Source organism: Paenibacillus sp. P4_A7 (assembly GCF_056402455.1).
Genome location: NZ_JBFUHJ010000286.1, coordinates 1 through 7,214, shown reverse-complemented (window position 1 = coordinate 7,214; position 7,214 = coordinate 1). Strand labels below are relative to the sequence as shown.

Here is a 7,214-nt window from a genome sequence, read left to right as displayed (position 1 = left end):
CCGTAATTGTGGTCAAGAATGTGCTAGTCGCCATGACATAGATAACGATAAGCAGCCAGACTAAAGGCGGAAGCTGCAATGGAAGTAAAGCATAGCCTACAGCAGCAGCTGCTAAGGAAAGAAGGAAAAGGGGCAGGCGTCCCCTTGGCCCATCTGACCGCTGTCCGACCCAGGTTGCCAGAAATGGCTCCCAAAGGCATCGTATCGCCTGCAAAACACCGGCTAATGCTGTGCTGCTGATTACAATACCCAGAAACAACTCGTTTCTGGAATAGTTAGATTCGATAACATAGCTTAAAGTAGATCCGAACACAGCATGCAGCATGGAGATAGCGAGTCCGCTCATCACAATCTTCTTCACTTGCAGCGTCCAGACGACCGCTCTATTCCCGTCAGCTTCTTGTGTGTGAAGCGTACCGGACACTCTCCCTGGTGCAATAGATATGGCGATTAGCGGAAGTCCTAACAGAGCCAGCAGACCGAACAGGATAGCAACTGACTGCAGTCCCACAATTGGCACCATCAGACCACCGAACAGAACACCCACTAACGTTCCTAATCTCCATACCCCGTTATAGCGACCCATCAACTTGCCGCGATTGGAATCATCGGAATATCCGATAACAGTCAAATATCCGCCCATTCGCATTAATGACCATGCAATACCCCATATGGCTCGAAGAATAATCCAAGCAATGAAGCCTTTCCATATACCATAGCCAATTGTAGTTGCGGCGCCTAATATAACCGCTACGAAAAGACCTGTCCGAAGCGTCATTCGATGATACAGCCAGCCAATGAGCGGATTCAGCGGCAGCCTGATAAAACGGTTAATGGAAAGGATAAGACCCACCTGCCAGAGAGAGGTTAGACCGACTTCCTTCCAATATACTGGAAGCACGACATAGAGCATTGAATCTCCGAATAGAGCTAGGCCGCTGACTAGGCCGACTATAATGACAGAACGCTCTTTGTTTTTCATTCCTATACGATCGTTCATTCTGTTATATTTTTCCCTCAGGCTCATGCGCATTAAGCTGTAGATCCACACTTCCATCATCCAGGCGAAGCCATGACTCAAATTCTCTCTCGCCTTCACTTAGCTCGATAACCCGCGCTCCGCGAGGGAAACCATCCTTGCCGTAAGTATTAAAGCCCGTCGCACGGCCGTAGCAAAGACGGATGCCTAGCATGGATCCATAATAATCATTAATATGATCATGGCCAACGAATGTCCCGATCACATCTCCCGTTTCCACCATCGCCCCGAAAAGACCCGAGTTTATTTGTGAACAGCATACATTCTCGAATTTATTGCCATAGCAAACCTGTCGCTCCCAAACCGTGTAATACTCCTGCAGTGGAATATGGAAAAATGCCAGCGCTGGCAGCGGCTGCCCGCCATTCTTTTCTTTGAATGTATTAGCTTCGGAAAGATACCAATCAATTTGGTCTCTGCTGATCCAGTCATATCCCTCAACATGAGGAAGCTTTGGATAGTCTCCGCTGTCTAGAAAGTAGAGAACAGCGGCATCTGATTCATCTTTGCCCGTTACGGTCAATGAATAGTTGCCAAATCCACTTACTCCCGGTGTATGTCCCGTCAAGCCGATATCATACTCCGTGAGTACATGCAGCAGTTCCTCTCTCGTTACATTCTTCTCAGCATCGTGATTGCCAAGCACAACCGCCCACGGTATTCCGCTCTGGTCGGCAGTGGATACCGCTTCACGCATAGACTGAAGCGGATCCAGGCATGATTCACTGTAGATCACATCGCCAGTGAATACTACGAAATCAGGACGCTCCTCTTGCAAGACCAGCTCCATAAGTGAGCGTGTCTGCATATCTTGCTCATCCCCATTTTTCCAATGTAAATCCGTGAATTGAACAATCTTAAATTTTCCGTCTTCGTTAAAATGCAATGGCTTCTTCAATATCCGCAACCTCCTGCAATCTATTTTGGTAGGATTCATTATCCTGCAGCTTACGCTTTTATATCGGGTAGCTTGATATAGAATTGAAGACCATTTAGACTTGGAAGGAGCTTACAAACTCATCCATTGCCTTCTTCATCTCACCCATGCTCATTTAGCAACCTTTTTGTTCAACACAGGATGATCCTGCAGCATGACATTCGAAGACAAGCAGCCGTGAAGTTCAAATAATGTAATCTCATTCTTTCCTTTACGCAGCAGCGGAGCAGGGATATATAACGTATCCTGYGGTCCGATTTCCCAATAACGGCCAAGGTTGAAACCATTAATATAAGCTACTCCTTTTGTCCAACCCGTCATATTAAGGAACGTATCGGCGGGCTCATCAACCTGAAATTCGCCTCTAAAGAAGCTAGGCTCATTAGACTCAGTTTGATTGATAGGTTCGAATGCTAAATTTGTTAAATCTTCCATTGGAAGAGAATGAATGGTCCAGTCGTATAAGAACTGTTGACCAAAGCGGATACCCTCTGTAATTCCTTTCGGATCCTTCAGGCGTGGACCATAGTTTACTCGTCCCATATTTTCAACTAGTATGCTTACAGTGACGCCTTCTGGTGGAACGGCAAAGACTACCTCTTGATCTGACTTCCAACGTTCAATTGTTCCTACATACGCTCCATCAACGAAGATCATGGCGCGGTCTCGTACCTCCTGCAAATTAAGGCGGCTTTCTGACCTAGGACCTGTAATATGTGTTGCGTACATGATAAACCCATAATTTTGTCCAAGCAGCTCCATTGGTTCCGGACATGTGCTTTGAACCGGTGAGGACAAACGGTTAAGAGAAGTAAGCAGCTTGGCTTGTTCCGTCATTTGAACGGTACCATAGCTCCTACGTGCAATCGGTTCAGGCAGCTCAAGCGGGCCGAGCTCCACATATTTAGAAATGACTTCTCTTACAGCATGAAATTTCTCCGTTACATCACCCGACTCGCTGACGAGAACATCATAATCGTAGCTTGTAATCGTTGGCTCATACTTGTCATGAAAGTTGGCACCGTTATAGAAACCGAAATTCGTTCCTCCATGGAACATATAAAAATTAACGGATGCAAAGGCAGTTAGCATTTCGTCTAATACATTCGCAACCTCTTGCGCACCTCTTGTGTGATGCTCTTTTCCCCAGTGGTCGAACCAACCGTTCCAATATTCCATACACATAAGCGGCTGGTCCGGTTGATATTCATTCATTTTTTTGAAGGCACCCGTTGGGTCCGATCCGAAATTAGCGCTCGCCCATACTCCAGGAACCATTCCACCTTGCAGCATAAAGTCTCCCGGCCCATCCGAGGTGAAAAGCAATACATCTATACCTCTATTAATTAAAGCTTCCTTCAAATAATTCAAATATTTCTTATCATTACCGTAGCTGCCATACTCGTTCTCTATTTGCATAGCGATGATAGGCCCACCGTTCGTCGACAACAATGGCACTAGTCTAGGAATTAATTCATCGTAATACGCATCCACCTTCGCTAAGAAAGGCATGTGATAGCAACGAAGCCGCATTCCTGGATCAGCAAGCAGCCAAGCGGGAAGACCGCCGAACTCCCACTCCGCACATATATAAGGACTCGGCCGAATGATAACATAAAGTCCAATCTCACCTGCAATCTCAATAAATTGCTGCAGGTTCGCCATTCCTTCGAAATTAAACTCGCCTTCATTCGGCTCGTGGAAATTCCATGGAACATAGGTTTCAACCGTATTAAAACCGCCAGCCTTCAATTTCGTTAGACGATCAGCCCAATACTCCGGTACGACTCTGAAATAATGAATAGCTCCTGAAATAATTTGAATTGGACGACCCTCTATTATAAATTGTGATCCTTGAATCGATAGATTGTTCAATTAAAGTACCTCCATAGGTATGTATTTGTATAGGATAGTTGCCGCTCTTATTACTTCGATTCAAGCTCCGTGTAGTAAGCTGCAAACGAGCTGATAAGTGGCGTTTCCACACTCTTCGTTACTGTTAGTCGCAATTGCTTTGTGCGAAGTGCTGGGAACTGATCAATTTTCTTATGTCCAATAGAGATGCCGCGCACTAGCTGAGTCCAAGCTCCATCCTGCTCGGCTTCCAATACATATTCATGAACCCGTTCTCCGTCGGCAATTTGCTCCATTATGATTGCATGATCAACAAGTATTTCATCGGGCAGCGTCAATATCAGTTCAACACCCTCGCCAGACGTATGCGCGATTGGGTTTGCAAAACGACGACGAATTTCATCTCCGAATTCGATGACCCGCTCCACATCAACTTGTGGCAATAGGCCCCGATCGTCCGGTGATAGGTTCAGAAGCAGTACCGTCCCGTGACCGATCGAACGGTAGTAAATATCCATAAGGTTATCTAGCGAACGCAAGCTAGCCTCATCATTTGGATGCCAGAACCAGTGATGGGCACGAATAGGAACGTCGCACTCGGCTGGTACCCAGTTTGAGGTTTCCGGCAGCCATGTCAGCATATCACTCGTAAACATGCTCGTGCGAGCTTCCGAAGCTGTATTCCAGCATGGATAAGGCGCAACACCATCCTCGTTGCCTACCCAGCGAATTGTTGGCTGTCCCATATTAAATACCATTGCATCTGGCTGATATTGCTTAACAAGTCCAATGATGCCAGGCCAATCATACTCCCGTCCTTCGGAACCAGCTCCATCGAACCAGACCTCTATAAGCGGCCCGTATTGCGTCAGCAGCTCGGTCAACTGCTCCGTATAAAAACTGTCGTATGCTTCCTTATCTGCATAACGAGGCTCATGCCGATCCCATGGCGACAAATATAGCCCAAGTGCGATGCCTTCCTCGCGACAAGCATCGGCCACTTCACGCACAACGTCGCCTTGACCGTTTTTCCAAGGGCTCGATTTTACTGAATAATCAGTCGTCTTCGTTGGCCACAAGCAGAAACCGTCATGATGCTTTGCTGTCAAAACGAAATACTTGAAGCCAGCCTGTTTCGCCGTACGTACCCATTGCCGTGCATCGAGCTCTGTCGGGTTAAATTTCTCCGGTGAGTCGGTGCCTTCTCCCCACTCTTGATCGCAAAAAGTATTCATCCCGAAGTGGCAAAACATGCCTAGCTCCATTCCATGCCAGCTCAATTGCTGCTTCGTCGGTTTCGCCAATTCATACTCAATCATTTGCAATCACTCACTTTCTATCTATTTACTTGTACATACTATAAGATATGTAAAATTTTCTTCACTGTAAAGAATGCTGTACTTGAATTGTATGAACACCGCCCATTTCACTCTACCATAATAATGACTTTCTACTAACAGACTGGTGACTTCATTGCTTTCTATAAGCTGCGGCAAAAAAAAAGCCGCCCAATTAATCGGGCGGTGATAAAAAACAATGTAAAACTTAGCTATTCGAGCTGCCTGACAGCTTCCTAAACTGCTGGGGGTTCTCTTGATAGATACGCTTGAACATTTTAGAGAAGTAGGAAAAGTTACTATATCCAATCGATTGAGCGATATCTGAAATCGGCATTGTCGAGTTGGCAATCAACTCTTTGGCAATCCGCATCCTCTCGTTAAGCAAATAATCCGTAATACTCATCCCTACCTCCTTTTTAAACAAACGGGAGAGATAAGCAGGGTTGAGATGAATGTATTCTGCGAGCATTTCCCGGGTGATATTCTCACTGAGGTGATCAGCAATAAATGCTCTAAGACGCGGAATGACTGACTCTTCCTGAAAGAGATAGCAATATACCTTTTGAATCAGATTTATACCCCACTCTTCCATCTGCTCGAGCGTACGCGGAGGCGCTTTAATTTGAGGGACGCTAGTGTCTTGAAGCAGTTGATGGGCAGATAGACCTTTCTTCTGCAGCAGATAATGTATCATCTGCAAAAATCCCTGATAATAGGCTTGCAGCGCGTTTGCTCCAAACCGCCGATCGGAAGCGAGCTCTTTAAGACTATTTCTGAGCTGCTGAACCAGTTCTTTTTCTTTGCCGTTTTCGAGCAACAGCGCCCAAGCCGTAAAGTCAGGCAAACAGGGATCTGGAACAGGATCTGGACTCTGCTTGCAAAGCCAGTTAAGCTGATTGGACTCACTGAGATTATTGTACTCCATAGACAACAGCGTCTTATACATCACCGTTAGCTCATGCAGTCTCACAGGCTCACCGATGTAGCAGGATACCATACAGTTTAAGTATTGACTGCAAGCATCAATATACAAGTTGCATCTATCACCAATACTATCACGAAGCGTGAACTCCTCTTCCGGTGAGAAGTAGAGGATAGCCAACGTAACACCGTTCTTGGTCTGAACGACCTCTCCTCGTGAACCTGCAATCAACAGCTCGGAGGATGACTGACGAATGGCGTACTCCATCACTTCCTCATCCCGCGTGCTGAGTTCCCGCTTCCAATTTTCTACGCTGACTATGACTGGAAGCAGTCGATCATCCGGCTTCAATGTTATGCCGTACTCAGCTGGCAGGCTGCAGTCGTCATTCACTCTTGCCACAATACGTTCTGACAGCAGATCGTACCAGAAACGTTCGCTAAGCAGCGTCTTTTTTTTGTTCCACAACTCATAATAAGGCTTGTATTGTTCGCTCTGTACCAGTTCTGCACTCTTCTTATTCACAGTAAGAATAGCTTTCCGGATCGCTTCTTCCAAGACTTCATATTCTACAGGCTTCATCATATAGTCGAAGCTGCTGAGCTGGACGGCCCGCTGCATAAACCTAAAATCGTCGTGAGCCGTCAAGAAGATCGTCTCCGTATTCGGGGAATTCTCGTTTACCCACTCTAGCAATTCGATTCCTGTGCCTTTCGGCATTTCGATATCACTGATCATGATTTGAATTTCTTGCTGCTGAAAAATCTTAACAGCTTCCCTCATGTTATAGGCATCGAATACCGCAGAGACACCTAGTGCATCCCAGTTGATTGCATCCTTTATCCCCATGACGGAGTACATCTCATCATCAACAATCAGAACCTGCAAGCTCTTCGCCTCCTGCTATAATGATAAATCTATTGGAATCAAAAACCTGGCTATAAAGCTCCAAATCAGCTGCATTCGCTACTCGGCGCCTCGACAGGAATTTCCAGCTCTATTAAAGCGCCGGCCCCCTCGCAATTGTCGAATTCCAGGCTAACAGTATTCCCGTAAAGAAGCTGCAAGCGATGATAGCTATTCCAGATGCCCAAATGTTGGTCATTTGTTCGATGGAAATAG

General features: G+C 46.1%; 5 protein-coding genes. All 5 read right to left on the bottom strand.

Translation table 11 applies throughout. The features are described 5' to 3' along the window. Positions 1–1,000 (bottom strand): MFS transporter (locus AC1DWN_RS23790; protein WP_477561375.1); only part of this gene is annotated, 1,000 nt, incomplete at its 3' end. Positions 1,001–1,004: 4 nt separating this feature from the next. Beyond that, a complete protein-coding gene (locus tag AC1DWN_RS23785; protein WP_477561374.1) occupies positions 1,005–1,937 on the bottom strand; it encodes a metallophosphoesterase family protein in 933 nt (310 codons plus the stop codon). Positions 1,938–2,087: 150 nt separating this feature from the next. Continuing rightward, on the bottom strand, positions 2,088–3,851 hold the full coding sequence (locus AC1DWN_RS23780) for a glycoside hydrolase family 35 protein (protein WP_477561373.1): 1,764 nt from the start codon (positions 3,849–3,851) through the stop codon (positions 2,088–2,090). A gap of 50 nt (positions 3,852–3,901) precedes the next feature. Next, positions 3,902–5,149, bottom strand: coding sequence for an alpha-L-fucosidase (locus AC1DWN_RS23775; RefSeq protein WP_477561372.1), 1,248 nt, complete (start codon positions 5,147–5,149; stop codon positions 3,902–3,904). A 226-nt stretch (positions 5,150–5,375) separates the two neighbouring features. After that, on the bottom strand, positions 5,376–6,980 hold the full coding sequence (locus AC1DWN_RS23770; RefSeq protein WP_477561371.1) for a response regulator transcription factor: 1,605 nt from the start codon (positions 6,978–6,980) through the stop codon (positions 5,376–5,378). Positions 6,981–7,214 lie beyond the last annotated feature (234 nt).

Bases quoted from the DNA above. Each gene is read 5' to 3' on its own strand.
- AC1DWN_RS23775 (WP_477561372.1), bottom strand. From the start codon at position 5,149: ATGATTGAGTATGAATTGGCGAAACCGACGAAGCAGCAATTGAGCTGG.